Genomic DNA, 15,552 nt, shown 5'->3' on the forward strand with positions numbered 1-15,552 from the left:
TAGAGCGACCTTGTGTAGCGCCCTGCGGAGCGCGCCCGGCGCTCTAGATGTCCGTATCGCTCTCCGGAGCACCGGCATTGCCGCTGTCCAGATTGATTTCATCACTCAGCTGATCGCCCGGAATGCGGCCTTCGCGCAGATCTTTGTCTTTGCGCAGCGCATCGCGGATCAGGTCGTCGGTCAAAATCAGGCGTGCTTCAGCAATGATATCAAACGGAATGACTGTTTGTGCTTCCGCACCATAGGTTGCCTGATCTGCTTCAAGTGTCACTGTATCAGTCTCAACCTTGATGATGCGCCCGCGGAATTTCTTGCGATTGTCATGCAGCAGCGATGTTTCGAGCTTGGCAATATGACCCTGCCAGTTCGCAAAATCAGACTTGCGCACCATTGGACGGTCAATACCCGGCGAAGAAACTTCAAGGTGATATTTACCGTCAATCGGATCTTCAACATCGAGAACCGGTGAAACGGTTTTGCTGACGATTTCACAATCTTCAACGGTCATAGTACCGTCCGGACGCTCTGCCATAATCTGCAGAGTAAGACCGTTAAGACCGGACAAACGAACGCGCACCAAACGGAAACCTGCAGCATTAATCGCAGGTTCGATCAGGGATGCCACTTTCGCATCAATACCCGTTTCACGGATAATGCGTGGTTCATCCTTTGTCGCATCAAGCGCTGTAATGATCTGTTCCTGTTGTGTCTGTTCGTTCACCCTGTATTCCTTAAAATACGTTTTATAGAAGGTTCGGCGGTATTTATCTGGATTTTAGCGTTTACCAAACAAAAAAGAGCGGGACCGGTGGGACCCACTCTTGTTCTACCGACCAAGAATTTGAGGCGACTATACAGAAAAAACCTGCCTGTGACAAGTCTTGTCCTTGTACCTGCCGTTTATCGTCTGACAAAAGTCAGATAGGCCGCCTGGCGTCCTTCGCGGAAGGCTTTGGCTTCATAGCGCGTGCCGGGCCATGCTTCATAAGGGGTGTGCCAGTCAGCAGCACTTTGTGCCTGCCATTCAAACTCACCGTGGTCATGACAATGCTGCAAGGTCCAGTTGACATAGGTGTCAATGTCGGACGCAAAGCGGAACAGTGCGCCGGGTTTTAAAACGCGTGCAAAACGGCTCAGGTTTTTTTGGCTGACAAAACGGCGCTTCCAATGTTTCTTTTTCGGCCACGGATCAGGATAAAACAGATCAATACCGTCGAGAGAAGCGTCCGGCAGCCAGTCGAGCACCAGAGTGGCATCATCATCATAAAGGCGCAGATTTGGCAGCGGGTTGGCATCCTGCGCACCAAGCATTTTCGCCATACCATTGACGAAAGGCTCAACACCGATAAAACCGGCTTCCGGCTTGCGGGTGGCTTCATGCACCAGATGCTCGCCGCCACCGAAACCGATTTCCATGCGAACCTTGGCAACATCCGCCATAAATAATGTGCGTAAATCCTGCGGGGCAGGGCTCAGCAGATCAAGCTTGAGTTGCGGCAGCAGGTCTTCACGCAGAAAACGCTGATGCGGGCGCAAAGGCTTGCCATTGCGACGACCATAGAAAGCCTCGGTGGCACGTGAACCCCGTATCTGTTGTTCAGAGGAATCTGCGGTCACGGCTTCATCCTTGAGGTCACAGTTGCGTTCAGTATCAGACATCGGGTGCGTTTCTTTATGGTTTAGATAATCGGAATGGGCATTAGAGCGCCGTGTGCCAAACTTGGCACACAAAACTCGCTCTAACAGTTTAAACTGAGAGCATAATTTCACCTTAAACTGATCCAAGTTTAAGGAATTATGCTCTAATAAGCCGCTTTACACATAATCAGCGACGGAAAGTCTACTGATTTTTGTAGTCGCTTCAAAAAATCAGGGCACCATGAGAGAAACATGGTGCCCTGAAATCAGAAATATCGGGAATGAAATCAGACTTTAAGCGCAGATTTCAGTGCCTTGACCAGGTCGGTTTTTTCCCATGAGAAAGAACCGTCACGTCCGGCTTTACGGCCGAAATGACCATAAGAAGCAGTCTTGGCATAGATTGGTTTGTTGAGGTCGAGATGCTTGCGAATACCGGTTGGCGACAGATCCATTACCTGACGCAGCGCAGTTTCGACATCGCTCTCGGCAACTTTGCCGGTGCCATGCAGATCAACATAGATTGACAGCGGCTGGGCAACGCCGATCGCATAGGACAGCTGAATGGTGCAGCGGTCAGCAAGACCGGCAGCAATCACATTCTTGGCCAGATAACGAGCAGCATAGGCCGCAGAGCGGTCAACCTTAGTGGTGTCTTTACCGGAGAATGCGCCGCCGCCATGCGGAGCCGCACCGCCGTAAGTATCAACAATAATCTTGCGGCCTGTCAGGCCGGCATCGCCGTCCGGTCCGCCGATGACGAATTTACCGGTCGGATTGATGTACCAGTTGCAGTCTGCTGCAATCGGCAGGTCGCCAAGGGCTTCACGGATCACAGGCTCAACAACCTGACGTACTTTGGCGGAGTCCCATGACGCATCCAGATGCTGGGTGGAGAGCACAATTTGCGTGACTTCTGCAGGCTTGCCATCGACATAGCGCACTGTAACCTGACTTTTGGCGTCAGGACCGAGCTTGCCATAATCGCCTTCACCTGAGTGACGGGCAGCAGACAATAATTCGAGAATTTTATGCGCGTAATAGATCGGAGCCGGCATTAAATCCGGTGTTTCGCGGCAGGCATAACCAAACATAATGCCCTGATCGCCTGCACCCTCTTCGCCCTGACGGTCGGCAGCATTGTCAACGCCCTGCGCAATATCCGCCGATTGCGGGTGCAGCAGCACGTCAATTTTTACATTGCGCCAGTTAAAGCCTTCCTGTTCGTAACCGATCTCGCGGATCGCTTTACGCGCAGCTGAGCGGAAACGTGAAGGGTTAACCTGAACGTGATCCTTTGCATCAAGGATAAGCGCACCGTTCTTGTCTTTTTTCAGCAGGGTATCCGGTACGCGAACTTCACCGGCAATGACCACACGATTGGTGGTGGCAAGCGTTTCACAGGCAATACGCACAGACCACGGATCAACACCGGTTTTGCGAGCTTCCTTATAAATCATGTCTACGATTTCATCGGAAATGCGGTCGCAAACCTTATCCGGATGACCTTCGGATACCGATTCACTGGTAAAAAGATACGAACTGCGTGACACGGGAAACCCCTCTTGAAAATCTGCGGACTGTTATGGCTCCGCAGGAACAGTAGTTTTCAGCAATGCGCATGGTCATGCGCACAGAACCGCTGATGATTTGATCTTGCCGCTCACATAGCGTTTCTGCCGGTTGCGGAAAAGCCTTTCCGCAACGGATATGTGAAAATATGCAAATACCGATACCAGTTGTTATTCGGGCTATAATCAGCACGAAATGACGGGATATACAACTATCTGCATGTGTTTATGTGCGGAATTTAGGTGTTGCTCAGGCGGATATCCTGATTTGATTAGAGCGCCGTGCGCCCTCATGGGCGTACAAAGATCGCTCTAACATTTTATATTTACAGCCTAATTTTACCTTAAACTGATTCAAGTTTAAGGAACTATGCTGTAGCCGGAAGTTGCTTAATCATCATCATTGGCGAGGGTTTTCACCAGATCGATAATTTTACGGCGCACCTTCGGATCTGAGATTTTTGTGAAATAGCGTGTCAGTTGCACGCCTTCATTAGTGTGAAGGAAATCAACAACATAGGTTGCTTCATTGTCTTCTGCAAAGCCACCATTTGGTTGACCAGGCTGCCCCGGTGCATTTTCAAAAAAGAAGGCGACCGGTACACTTAAAATTGATGAAATTGCTTGCAGGCGGCTGGCACCGACGCGGTTGGTGCCTTTTTCGTATTTCTGAATTTGCTGAAAGGTAATGCCGAGATTTTCGCCGAGTCTTTCCTGACTAAGGCCAAGCATGTTCCGTCGCAGTCTGATACGGCTGCCCACATGAACATCGATGGGATTGGGTTTCTTTTTATTCTCGGTCATTCAAAAATGCTCCTCGCTTATGCGAGCTTTCCTTGATGAAAAATGAGGTGCTTAAATCAGCATATTTTTCGGAAATTTATAGGGTTCATCTGAAATTTCATCAGTTTCAGATGTATATCATAACATCAAAAATATGATGTCAACCGAAACGCTGGGTACGGATACCCTGTAAACCACATGAAATGACCAGCGTGAAGAGCAGAATGAAAAAGAACTGGGTTTCACCGGTTGGTTTCCCCCAGAAGGTTGCAGCCTTGGGCGGCAGCGCACCATCAATGAAACCGATTTCATTCAGCTTCATTTCTGCAGTGATTCGACCATAAGAATCAGTGATCGCCGAAATACCGTTATTTGCAGCACGCAACAGTGGCAGACCCTGCTCAACAGCGCGCAATTGCGCCTGCCGGAAATGCTGATAAGGCCCCGGCGTGTTGCCGTACCAGGCATCATTGGTGATATTGATAATCGCATCCACCGCCTTGCCCTGATAGCCAAGCTCGGAGGGGAAAATTGCTTCATAGCAAATCAATGGCAGCAGTGTCAGTTTCGGGCTGACATTCAGCGAGTGACGTGCAGGAGCGGCTGTGAAACCGCCCGGCAACTCAATCACTTCCTGCATACCTAAGGTACGTAGCAAGCCTTCCAGTGGCAGATATTCACCAAAAGGAACAAGATGAACCTTGTCGGCAACAGTGGTGACTTGTCCGGTAGAATTGATCGCAAAGATGCTGTTGTAATAGGAGGAAAGTGCTTCACCCTCACCGCGCACCGCACCGGCGAGCAGTATCTGGTCAGGCTGCAAAGCCTCGCCGATGGCACTCAAGGCTTCACCGACTTGCGGCAGCACATAGGGAACCGATGTTTCCGGCCAGATAATCACGTCCGGCACAGGTTTGCCGCTAACCGGTGTGCGGGTGCTGAGATTGAGATGCTTGTCAAAAATCTCGCGGCGCAGTTGATTATCCCATTTGGCATCCTGCGCGATGGAAGCCTGCACAAGACGGATAACCGGTGCATCAGATGCAGGCGCATTCACAGCCTGTTGCAGGCGCCATGCACCGTAACCGGTATGAGCAGCGAGTAAGGCAACAGCGATGGCCAGACCGCTGCGCCAGCCAAAGCGTTGCCATGCAGAGCCAAACAGTAAGGCAGGCATAGCAAAGATCACAACGGCCAGAACATTCATGCCATAGAGGCCGGAAATCGTAACGGATTGCATCAGCAAAGGTGTCGGCATCAGGGTATAGCCGAGCGCATTCCACGGAAAACCTGTGAGAATGAAGGAGCGGATATATTCACTCAACCCCAGCGTGATCGCCAGCACCAGAATACGGATGAGGCCAGCACCCCAGAATATGCGCGCTAATGCGACAGCGCAGCCGAAAAATAGCGCCAGAAAAGCCGGAAGGCCGAGAATGGCGAGAGGTAGTGCCCATGCGAAATTTTCCGCATCGACCAGCAGCGCCATACCAATCCACCACAGCCCTGCAAGGAAATAACCGAAGCCAAAGAGCCAGCCTGTGATGAAAGCCGGTCGCAAACGTCTCCATCCGCTTGGCATATCGGTTTGCACATCACGATCAATCAGCAGAACCAGCAACGGAAAACCGATAAAACCGGCAGGCAGGAAATCGAAAGGCGGCAAAGCCAGTGTAACAACGGCACCGGCCAGAACAGTCAGCAATGCTTTACGCCAGCCGGTGAGGGGTAAAATCAGGCGTTGATAAAGGCTGCTCACGATGCGCGGTCTCTCAATGGGTAAAGGCTTTTCACTATTTTATGAGCCGAAGATTAAGAAAAGCTGAGAGGATAATACAGCGATAAAAAAACACCGCCGTTTTGCGGCGGTGTTTTATCGTATTTGCGAGCCAAAAGTGCGAAGCTGTTTAGCTTTGGAAATAATCGCCGTTTCTCGGTGTAATGCGCACTTTATGGATGCGGCGGGAATCGGCTTCCAGCACTTCCAGCTCATAGCGCGGCAGAACGTCGACAATCGCGCCGGTTTCCGGAATGTGATCCAGTGCCGAGATCATCAAACCGCCAAGCGTATCCACATCGTCGCTGTCTTCGCCTTGCGTAAAGCCTGCACCGATCAGTTTTTCAAGCTCTTCCAGTTCCGCGCGGGCATCAACCGTATAGGAGCCGTCCGGATTGCGGATCAGCGACAATTCTTCATCGTCATGTTCGTCTTCAATATCGCCGACAACCATTTCAACAATATCTTCCAGCGAGACGAGACCGTCTGTACCACCATATTCGTCGATCACCAGCGCCATCTGAATATGGCTAGCCTGCATGCGTGCCATCAGGCTGCTGGCTAGCATTGAAGATGGTACGAACAGAACCTTACGCATCAGGTTCAGCTCGCTGATCGGTGTCGTCAGGTCGATTTTGGACAGGTCATAGCGCTTATCAGCGGCGGGCTGTTCATTGCCGTCAGGCTGCTGTCTGCTCATGCGGGTGATGTAGTTGAGGACATCGCGGATATGAATCATCCCGCGCGCATCATCAAGCGTCTCAACATAGACCGGCATACGGGAGTGACCGGAGGATTCAAACAGTTCCAGCAACTCACCGAGCGGGGTTGTATATTCAATCGCCTCAATATCCGCACGGCTGATCATCACGTCATCAACGCGAAGCTCCCGCAGGCGCAGAATATTGTTAAGCATTGCTTTTTCTTCAGCGGAAAAAGCCGTGTCACTGCCTGTATCATCGGAGAGTGCATCCGTCAGATCTTCACGAATCGAGCTGGTTTGGCGCGAACGGAGAAACGGAAATAATCCGGCAAGGAGTGAGCGTTTTTCTGATCCTGCGGATCGCGCAGGACTCTGTCCCGTACTCTGTGCTTCAGGATCATTCTGAGAAACGGTGTCGCCATTCGTAGCGCCCGTTGAGGAGTTTTGATTTATTTGATCAGCCATGGTCAATCGTTTTCATTATCAGGTGAATGTACAGTATAAGGATCAGGTATGGCAAGAGCATGAAGAATTTCACGTTCCAGCCCCTCCATTTCCTCTGCCTCTTCATCATCTTCGTGATCATAGCCGAGAAGATGCAGCAATCCGTGCACGATCATATGATGCAGGTGCTGATCAAAACTTTTGTTTTCTTCCAGAGCTTCACGTTCAACTGTTTCCCGCGCAATAATAATATCGCCGAGCATCGGCCCCGGCGCATCGCCCGGAGCAATGTCAAAGGCAGGGAAAGACAGCACATTGGTGGCTTTGTCTTTGTTGCGCCATTCCGCATTGATGGTGCGGATTGAAGCATCATCGGTCAGGACTAGACTTAACTCTGTTGGTTTCTTCGGTAATTCAAGTCGTGCCCAGACGGCATCGACGCAGGATTGTGCCAGTGCTTCATAGGTTTCACTGTCGGTTCCCTGCGGGGTTTCCCCGAAGGGACTTTCCCAGAGGGGACTTTCAATGAGGATGTCAATTGTAATCATTTTCGTTTCGTGAACCGGTTGAACTGTTAAGACAACAGCCCGCCTGCAAAGAGACGGGCTGTTGTAAAAATCAAGTTGTATTCTGAGAAGCTATTTAGGTTTCCGACGGCGTATTTTCACCCTCAGCCACAATATGTTTTTGGCGGCTGATTGTTCTGGCCGCCCCGCGCTTTTCATAGGCGCGGACAATGGCGGCAACCATCGGATGGCGTACCACATCTTTGTCAGTGAAACGCACGGTGACAATATTTTCGACGTCACCCAAAATTTCCAGCGCTTCCACAAGGCCGGATTTCTGGCCAAGCGGCAGATCGATCTGGCTCGGATCACCGGTAATCATCATGCGAGATCCTTCACCCAGACGAGTCAGGAACATTTTCATCTGCATAGATGTGGTGTTTTGCGCTTCATCCAGAATAACGGCTGCATGTGCCAATGTGCGGCCGCGCATGAAGGCCAAAGGTGCAATTTCAATCACACCGGCGGCAAGTGCACGTTCTACCTTATCGGCAGGGATCATATCATAAAGCGCGTCATAAAGCGGACGCAGATAAGGATCGACTTTTTCTTTCATGTCGCCGGGCAGGAAGCCCAACCGTTCACCGGCTTCAACCGCAGGGCGGGACAGCACAATTCTTTCCACCATGCCACGCTCCAGCAGCATCGCAGCATGGGCAACAGCGAGATAGGTTTTACCCGTACCGGCAGGGCCGGTGCCGAAAACCAGCTCTGATCGCTCCATCGCGCGCATATAGGCATCTTGCGTCGGGGTGCGGGCAAAGATGGTCTTTTTACGGGTGGAGATTTGTGCGGCGGAAAGGCGGGTTTTGGTCTCAAGCGTTGGCAGGCTCATCTGATCATCACGCACCGGTGTTGCACCGGATGCCATGCGCAGCGCGCCGTCCACATCAGATTTGCTCAAATCATGCCCTTTTTCCAAAAGCGAATAGAGGTGATCCAGCGCCATACGTGCCTGCGCTGTGGCTGTGGCTTCACCGCGCAGGATCAGCTGATTGCCCTTAGAGCGCACATCGACGCCGAGCTTTTGCTCGATATAAGCTAGATTTTCGTCAAACTGGCCGAACAGCGCACTCGCTAAGCGGTTGCTGTCAAAGTCGAGGACAATATGAGCCATATCAGACGCGCCATCCTGCAAGGCAGGTGTAGAGGCGGCGGGATTTTTCAGTTCTTTGCTAACCTGTTTGCCCGTGGTGACGTTCAACCGGCTCTCCTTGATTGCGGTTTAGCTTTACATTTAAACTGTCAGAGCGACCTTAGTACGCCTGACAGGGCGTACGGCGCTCTTAAAAGGCGCTGATCCGCCGTCACAGATCATATGTGACAGATCATATCTGACACGATTATGGTACAGATTAATGACACTGTCACGCGGGAAAGCAGCACTGGTCGTGATAGGTGTTATTTAAGCCAGTTTCTCAGCCATCAGGCTGTTGGTGCCGGTCGAAATCACACGGACGCGGATGATATCACCAACCTCACCTTGCTCATTATCGATAATCACCGGAATGAGCCATGGAGAACGGCCGATCATCTGCCCTTCAAAGCGCCCCGGTTTTTCCAGCAGCACATCCATTTCTGTGCCGACAAGGCTGTCCTGAAACGCATATTGCTGTTCGCTGAGTAGAGCCTGTAAACGCTGCAAACGTTCATCTTTGACAGATTCTTCCACATGATCCGGCAGGTCTGCACCCGGTGTACCAGGACGAGGAGAGTATTTGAACGAATAGGCCTGCGCATAACGAACGTCACGCACCAGCTGCATGGTATCTTCAAAGTCCTCGTCGGTCTCACCTGGGAAGCCGACAATGAAGTCGCCGGAAAGGGCGAGATCAGGGCGCACTGCGCGAATACGCTGAATGAGCTGAACGTAATCTGCGCCTTTGTGCTTGCGGTTCATGGCTTTCAGAATACGGTCTGATCCTGATTGTACCGGCAGATGCAGATAAGGCATCAGAATATCGAGATCGCCATGCGCTTTGATTAGCATTTCATCCATATCGCGCGGATGGCTGGTGGTGTAGCGCAGACGGGCAATACCCGGAATTTCTGCCAGATGGTAAAGCAGTTCACCTAAGCCCCATTCGCGGCCGTCATCACCAACACCGTGCCAGCCATTCACATTCTGGCCGAGCAGGGTCAGATCACGCACACCGGCCTGCACCAGTTTTGTGGCTTCACTAACGATTTGGGCAACCGAGCGGGACACTTCAGAACCGCGCGTGTAAGGCACCACGCAGAAGGTGCAGAACTTATCGCAGCCTTCCTGCACGGTTAGAAAAGCAGAGGCACCGCGTTTGCGTACCTGCTCGCGGGTGGCCACTGGCAGATGCTCAAATTTGTCTTCAATGGCATATTCTGTGTCGACAACCTGACGGCCTTCACGCACCTGTTTCAGCGCCTGCGGCAAACGGTGGTAGGTCTGCGGACCGACAACGAGATCAACAGTCGGGGAGCGGCGTAAAATTTCATCGCCTTCGGCCTGTGCTACACAACCGGCAACGCCGATAATCAGGTCTTTGCCGTCAGCCTGGCGTTTATTCTTCATATTGCGCAGGCGACCCAGCGCGGAATACAGTTTTTCGGAAGCCTTTTCACGGATGTGGCAGGTATTAATCAGCACCATATCCGCGTCATCAGCACTGTCGGTTGTGACATAGCCTTCTGCGGCCAGACTGTCGGCCATTCGCTGACTGTCATAGACATTCATCTGACAGCCATAGGTTTTGACAAAAACCTTGCGGCTATTGGCCAGATTATTACCGGAGGCGTTGACGCTCAGTTCTGCGTCAGAGGCCTTATGCTGGGAGTGAGGTAGTGTTTGATCCGTCATAGGCGGCTTTTAACGCTTTTCGCTGCCAATGAGAAGGGGACAGATGCGCACAAACCTGATGGAAAGCTCATATTGACGGGATGGCTCTCTTACAGGACAGGTCAGTCGAAAACTTCATCCGGATAGGCACCCCAGATGAGTGCTTGCTTGATCCAGCCTCGTGTGCCCTGAGTTTCAATTTGGCACCATTTTCCCGTGCATTCACGAATATTGCCGATCACACCGGCTTCAGCCCGTGCAACTATGCGGGCTGTGTCACTGGCACTGGCATAGAGATCAATCAGGTTTTCTGATTTGCCGCGTTGCCATGGAGCGACAATCGCTGTGCGTTTGCCTGCGAGTAGTGACTGATAGACCCAACCCTCAGTGCCATCAACATCACGGATACGCCGCCAATTGTCATATTCCTGAATAATTTCAACAGGTAGGCCAGATTTTGTATAGAGCCATGAAACGGCATAGTCGCGCCCTGGACCGACGCGAATATTCACGCGGGCAGGTTTCAGGCTGACAAAACGTGGAACCGGTAAGCCGCTTGCACCCAGATTCGCAGACGAGGCTTCGCCTTTGGACGATGTTTCTTCACCGGAAGGACCTTCTTCTGCGGATGAGGCATCGCCTTCTGTGGAGGTGTCTTGTGCATGTACCGGATGCCAGCCGGATAAAGACGGCAGCATAAGCAGACAAGAAAATAGGCCAATGGCCAGTAACAGGTGTAATCCTGATTTTTCTGTTTTACGCATATGCAGTTTCATTCACAGTCCTGACCGGCTTATATTCTGGTATAGTCATTTCACCGGTTTGCAAGATTGGTCTGCAAGATCAATATGACGTTAGGAGACCTGAACCGGCGCTTTTTCTTTGTCTTTGTTCGTCTGCCTTGCTAGACAGGTGATGAACCATGACAATGCCGCACTCTGCACCTTCTTGGTTAAGGAGGTCTCAACGCGACACATCAAAGGGGTAGAAATGTCGGGCAAAAAGAAACCATTGGTCGTCATTACCCGGAAATTACCGGATCCTGTTGAAACGCGCATGCGTGAATTGTTTGATGCGCGCCTGAATATTGATGACCATAAAATGTCGCGTGAGGAGCTGGCGGCAGCCATGCGCGAGGCCGATGTGCTGGTGCCGACGATTCGCGATGTGATTGATGCGGAGCTGATTGAGCAGGCCGGAGCCAATCTGAAGCTGATTGCCAATTTCGGCAATGGTGTGGACAATGTGGATGTGGCCGCCGCGGCCAAGCGCGGTATCTCTGTCACCAACACGCCGAATGTTCTTACAGAAGATACTGCCGATATGGCGATGGGGCTGATTCTCTCCGTGCCGCGCCGTCTTGTGCAGGGGGCAAACGTGTTTTCCACCTCCGGCGAATGGCCGGGCTGGTCGCCCACATGGATGCTGGGGCGGCGTATCTGGGGCAAACGTCTCGGTATTGTTGGCATGGGGCGTATCGGTACTGCTGTGGCACGCCGCGCCAAGGCTTTCGGCCTTGCTATCCATTATCACAACCGCAAGCGGGTTCATGCGGCGGTTGAGGAAGAGCTGGAAGCGACCTATTGGGACAGTCTCGACCAGATGCTGGCGCGGATGGATATTATTTCCGTCAATTGTCCTTCGACACCGGCAACCTTTCACCTGCTCTCGGCAAGGCGCATCGAGCTGATGCAGCCCAATGCTTATTTGGTGAATACATCGCGCGGCGAGATTGTCGATGAAAACGCGCTGATTAGTCAGATTGAACAGGGCAAGCTGGCTGGTGCCGGTCTTGATGTATTTGAGCAGCATCCGGCGGTTGATCCGCGTCTTTTGAAGCTGGCTTCAGAAGGCAAAGTTGTGATGTTGCCGCATATGGGCTCGGCCACGTTAGAAGGGCGCATTGATATGGGCGATAAAGTCATCGTCAATATCCGTGCTTTCTGGGATGGTCACCGCACACCGGACCGCGTATTGCCGCCAAAGGTTTAAACACACTGAAATTACAAAAAAAAGCCGCCGGAAATTCCGGCGGCTTTTTTATACTTACTGCGTGTAACACTGAGGTAATTCTGTTGATGGCGTGGCGAAAATGGTGATCTCCGAGAACCGGAGCGGAGCGTATTAAAGATACGTGAGCACCTGAAGTCGAGGAAAGCGCCATTTGCAGCCCGCTAGGGACAGAATTCTTTATGGGCGGCGGAAGCGAGAGGGTAAATCGTAAAGATAGGCGATCCGTTCAATCCCTTCACGTAAACCCTCATAGGCCACAGTCATCGTATGACCATTGGCATGGATCATCATGTCGGGGCTGGCCATGATCGCCACATGGCCGGGCCAGAACACCAGATCGCCGCGCTGCAGATTGGCATAATTCTCACCGGCATCAAGGATTTCGCCCAAATGAGCACCCTGCATATCGGAATCACGCAGCACATTGCGTCCTGCATCAAGCATGGCAAGCTGCACCAGACCGGAGCAGTCAATACCGAAACCGGAGGTACCACCCCACAGATAAGGGGTGTTGATCAGGCTTTCCGCTGTGGTGACATAATCGGCAACCGTTTCGTCAATGGCACGCAGATGCTTGGCAAAAATCGCAGTGCCATCCGGCAACATTCCGTAGCGGCTGCCGCGGTTTTCAACAAATTCGGTGATCTCGACGTTTGAACCGAGTGACAGGGCGCTGGTGTGACGGAAGCGCAGATCAGCGCCGGAATAAATGAAAGTACGTGGCACACAGATACGGTGGGTCGGTGCATTACCGGTGTCACCCAGTTCTGTATCCGGCAGATAGCCGACATAACCGTCACGCAGAGCCTGCACCCAACTCCAGCCATTGGCCTGTTCAAACACGGTCACTTCATCGCCGTAGAGAATCTGGCTCTGCGGGCCGCTGGCTGGTTCTGGCTTACTGCGCAGATCGCTGACAGGAACAATAACACGCTTTAGCTTGCCTTCAGTAAAAGCGGCGGCATCGACTTTTCCGCGTAAAGCGCTATCGGCCAGATCGGGACGATAGGCATGGAGACGGCGATCAGGCTGGGTCATAAAGGCAATTCCCTGGATTTTGCAATAACGCGGTCGCCCAGTCTTTCAACATAGAGCGCACCGCTGACAGTTCGTTTGATCAGGACATTACGCAGATCCTGCGGGTCGCGATGGCGGCTGACCAGCCCCATCGTGCCCATCGTATCCAGCGCGCGGGTAATAACAGGTTTTGTCACACCAAGACGCGCAGCCAGCGCACGCACTGTATGGGGTGGTGTTTCAAGATAGATTGTCAGCAGAATGGCCATCTGCCGCCATGTCAGATCATGGGTTTCGTCGCGTACCTGTGACAGGGACACGGTTTGTAACAGCGTCAGTGCCTGTAGTGGTTTTAACTCGACAGCCATGAATACCGCTTATTCAAGAGAAGAAAGGCTTGCCCATAATGAATGGGCAAGCTGTTCTGCTTATAGAACCGCTTTTAAGCGAAGCCTGCAAGAGGTTCAGAGCATTTGCGAGCCAAAAGTGGGAACCGGTTTTGGCTGGCAAATGCGTGAAAGAAAGACAGAGCGGTTCCAACGGTTCAAGATGAACCGGAACTGCTCTATGCATAGCGTTGTTTGATCACCTGATAGAGCGCACGGATACCCTGTGCGGCACCGCCGACTGTGGCTGCTGATTTTTCAACCGGTGTCCAGCCGTAAATATCGAAGTGTCCCCAGACCTTGGCATTTTTGACAAAGCGCGAGAGGAACAGCGCTGCGGTAACAGAGCCAGCAAAACCGTCGGTGGTTACATTGTTGGTATCGGCAACTTTGGAAGCGAGTTTGGCCTCATAAGGTGCCCAGAGCGGCATGCGCCAGAGCGGATCGGACTGCGCTACAGCCTGCTCTGCCACTTTAGCAGCAAAGGCTTCATCATGGCTGTAGAATGGCGGCAGGTCAGGTCCCAATGCCACGCGGGCTGCGCCTGTCAGAGTTGCCATGTCGATGATGAGATCCGGATTTTCTTCATCGGCGAGGGTCAGCGCATCGGCGAGAACCAGACGACCTTCCGCATCGGTATTGCCGATTTCAACAGTCTGTCCCTGACGGGAAGTCAGAATATCACTCGGGCGGAACGCATTACCGGAAATAGAGTTCTCCACCGCAGGGATCAACACGCGCAGACGTACCGGCAGCTTGGCATCCATAATCATGCGGGCAAGACCCAGCACATTGGCAGCACCGCCCATATCTTTCTTCATCAGTAGCATGCCGCTGGCAGCTTTGATATCAAGACCACCGGTGTCAAAGCACACGCCTTTACCGACCAGCGTGACTTTCGGATCGCTGTCCTTGCCCCAAGTAAAATCAATCAGGCGCGGAGCTGTGTCGCTGGCACGGCCGACGGCATGGATCATCGGAAAATTCTGATTGAGCAGATCATTGCCGATAACGGCAGTGAATTTCGCACCATAAACGTCTGCGAGTTTGCGGGCTGCCATTTCCAATGCGTCCGGTCCCATATCGCTGGTTGGTGTATTGATCAGGTCGCGGGTCATGGCGCTGGCATCAGCCAGACGGCGGGTTTCCGCCAGATCAGACAGGCCGGAAATATAGAGCGAAACGCTGTTCTGATCTTCTGCGGAAGCATCTTTTTTATAGTGGTTGAACTGGTAGCCGCCGAGCAAAAAGCTGACCGCGAATAATTCCGCGTGATCTGCTTTGCCTTCGATATGCCAGTTGCCGACAGGCAGCAGACGGGCAAGTTTGCCGCCGATCAGGCGACCTTCACCGCTTTTGTCTTTATCAGCCGGTTCAATGCCGAATAAAGCGCCGCTGATCTGTCCCTGCTCATTGGCCAGCGTCAGCAATTGTCCGGCTTTGCCTTTATAGGCATTGGCTTTTGCCCAAGTGAGAACAGTTTGCGGGAACTGACCATTCGCCAGTGTCTCTGGTGTTACCAGCCATATCGGGCGGCTGTCGGCAGCCTGCTGATCCAGAAGGTCGGCGCGGTTCGCAGATAAAGGGAGGGAGGTCATTGTCAATTCCGTTTTTATTTTCGGGAGAGCGGCCTGAGTCGCTGATACAGCCTTAATAATTAACCCTCTATTAGGGTTAATGGAATATTGATTTTCATTATATTCCGGTGAAGCTGCATCAATTCGTCAGCCTGATTGACAGCTCTGTCGCCTCTTATATTTTGATGGAGAAACTCTGATGCAGCACTATGTGACAAGTTCTGAAAAATCGGACAAGCCATATCGTCGCTTTCAGATACGCGGC

At 52.1% G+C, this 15,552-nt stretch carries 14 protein-coding genes; 1 reads left to right on the plus strand and 13 read right to left on the minus strand.

From position 1 onward, the window contains the following. Positions 1-43: 43 nt before the first annotated feature. From rimP to QUF18_RS01305, 10 genes are all read right to left on the minus strand, one after another. Positions 44-721, minus strand: a complete 678-nt coding sequence (rimP, locus tag QUF18_RS01260) for a ribosome maturation factor RimP (protein ID WP_289384535.1) — start codon at positions 719-721, stop codon at positions 44-46. Between the two features lie 179 nt (positions 722-900). Next, on the minus strand, positions 901-1,659 hold the full coding sequence (gene trmB, locus QUF18_RS01265) for a tRNA (guanine(46)-N(7))-methyltransferase TrmB (RefSeq protein WP_289384537.1): 759 nt from the start codon (positions 1,657-1,659) through the stop codon (positions 901-903). Positions 1,660-1,925: 266 nt separating this feature from the next. Then, entirely contained in the window at positions 1,926-3,191 is a 1,266-nt protein-coding gene (gene metK, locus QUF18_RS01270) for a methionine adenosyltransferase (protein WP_289384539.1), read from the minus strand. A 408-nt stretch (positions 3,192-3,599) separates the two neighbouring features. Further along, positions 3,600-4,013: a helix-turn-helix domain-containing protein gene (locus QUF18_RS01275; RefSeq protein WP_289384542.1), complete on the minus strand. Its 414-nt coding sequence runs from the start codon at positions 4,011-4,013 to the stop codon at positions 3,600-3,602. A gap of 139 nt (positions 4,014-4,152) precedes the next feature. Next, the gene (gene lnt, locus QUF18_RS01280) at positions 4,153-5,754 is read right to left on the minus strand and encodes an apolipoprotein N-acyltransferase (RefSeq protein WP_374806474.1); all 1,602 of its coding nucleotides are present in this window, start codon (positions 5,752-5,754) and stop codon (positions 4,153-4,155) included. A 145-nt stretch (positions 5,755-5,899) separates the two neighbouring features. Then, positions 5,900-6,937 (minus strand): hemolysin family protein, encoded by a 1,038-nt coding sequence (locus QUF18_RS01285; RefSeq protein ID WP_289384547.1) that lies wholly within the window; start codon positions 6,935-6,937, stop codon positions 5,900-5,902. A gap of 2 nt (positions 6,938-6,939) precedes the next feature. After that, complete coding sequence (gene ybeY, locus QUF18_RS01290; RefSeq protein WP_289384549.1) at positions 6,940-7,464, minus strand: rRNA maturation RNase YbeY; 525 nt, start codon at positions 7,462-7,464, stop codon at positions 6,940-6,942. Positions 7,465-7,558: 94 nt separating this feature from the next. Further along, on the minus strand, positions 7,559-8,599 hold the full coding sequence (locus tag QUF18_RS01295) for a PhoH family protein (protein ID WP_289386078.1): 1,041 nt from the start codon (positions 8,597-8,599) through the stop codon (positions 7,559-7,561). A 288-nt stretch (positions 8,600-8,887) separates the two neighbouring features. Then, positions 8,888-10,315, minus strand: a complete 1,428-nt coding sequence (gene miaB, locus QUF18_RS01300; protein WP_289384551.1) for a tRNA (N6-isopentenyl adenosine(37)-C2)-methylthiotransferase MiaB — start codon at positions 10,313-10,315, stop codon at positions 8,888-8,890. A gap of 101 nt (positions 10,316-10,416) precedes the next feature. After that, complete coding sequence (locus QUF18_RS01305; RefSeq protein ID WP_353074473.1) at positions 10,417-11,070, minus strand: SH3 domain-containing protein; 654 nt, start codon at positions 11,068-11,070, stop codon at positions 10,417-10,419. A gap of 214 nt (positions 11,071-11,284) precedes the next feature. Here QUF18_RS01305 and QUF18_RS01310 point away from each other — a divergent pair, with 214 nt between their 5' ends. Beyond that, on the plus strand, positions 11,285-12,286 hold the full coding sequence (locus tag QUF18_RS01310) for a 2-hydroxyacid dehydrogenase (protein WP_289384553.1): 1,002 nt from the start codon (positions 11,285-11,287) through the stop codon (positions 12,284-12,286). Between the two features lie 198 nt (positions 12,287-12,484). Here QUF18_RS01310 and QUF18_RS01315 read toward each other — a convergent pair whose 3' ends face one another. The 3 genes from QUF18_RS01315 to QUF18_RS01325 all read right to left on the minus strand — a co-directional run bounded on the left by QUF18_RS01315 (position 12,485) and on the right by QUF18_RS01325 (position 15,308). Beyond that, complete coding sequence (locus tag QUF18_RS01315) at positions 12,485-13,345, minus strand: C40 family peptidase (protein ID WP_289384555.1); 861 nt, start codon at positions 13,343-13,345, stop codon at positions 12,485-12,487. Next, positions 13,342-13,692, minus strand: a complete 351-nt coding sequence (locus QUF18_RS01320) for a MarR family transcriptional regulator (RefSeq protein WP_075653991.1) — start codon at positions 13,690-13,692, stop codon at positions 13,342-13,344. Before QUF18_RS01320 ends, QUF18_RS01315 begins: the two co-directional genes overlap by 4 nt. A 197-nt stretch (positions 13,693-13,889) precedes the next feature. Beyond that, complete coding sequence (locus tag QUF18_RS01325; RefSeq protein ID WP_289384563.1) at positions 13,890-15,308, minus strand: leucyl aminopeptidase family protein; 1,419 nt, start codon at positions 15,306-15,308, stop codon at positions 13,890-13,892. Positions 15,309-15,552: the final 244 nt, after the last annotated feature.

This window comes from Pseudochrobactrum kiredjianiae (assembly GCF_030362795.1).
Lineage (GTDB): Bacteria > Pseudomonadota > Alphaproteobacteria > Rhizobiales > Rhizobiaceae > Pseudochrobactrum > Pseudochrobactrum kiredjianiae.